Below are 523 nucleotides of genomic sequence, written 5' to 3' on the forward strand. Positions count from 1 at the left end.
GACGCTTTTTCTCACGTTTAGATTCTTCTTTTTGTACAACTGGTGGCTCTTCTGCGACCGGTGTTTCTTCTGCAACTGATTGTTCTTCTTCAATCGCTGCTTCTTCTACAACTGATTGTTCTTCTTCAATCGCTGCTTCTTCTGCAATTAAAACGTCCGCAAAGCTTTGAACATCTTTTTTCGTTTGTTCATCAGCTTCAGCAACATGTATGAATTCATTCTTTTGTTCAATTGCTTCATTTAACACCATTTCTTGCTGCGTTTCCTCAAGTACTACAGGTTCGGCTTCTTCTGGTGCTTTTGTTTCCGCAATTACTTCCACTTCTTCTGACTCTTCTGTTTCTGCAATTACTTCCACTTCTTCTGATTCTTCTGTTTCTGCAATTACTTCCACTTCTTCTGACTCTTCTGCTTCCGCAATTACTTCCACTTCTTCTGACTCTTCTGTTTCTGCAATTACTTCCACTTCTTCTGACTCTTCTGCTTCCGCAATTACTTCCACTTCTTCTGACTCTTCTGCTTC

General features: G+C 40.3%; 1 pseudogene. It reads right to left on the reverse strand.

Annotated features, from left to right (window positions below):
- Positions 1–523 (reverse strand): annotated as a pseudogene (locus MR083_RS26865) (DNA translocase FtsK); the annotation flags it as partial.

This window comes from Bacillus cereus group sp. BfR-BA-01408, from assembly GCF_022663305.1.
Lineage (GTDB): Bacteria > Bacillota > Bacilli > Bacillales > Bacillaceae_G > Bacillus_A > Bacillus_A pacificus.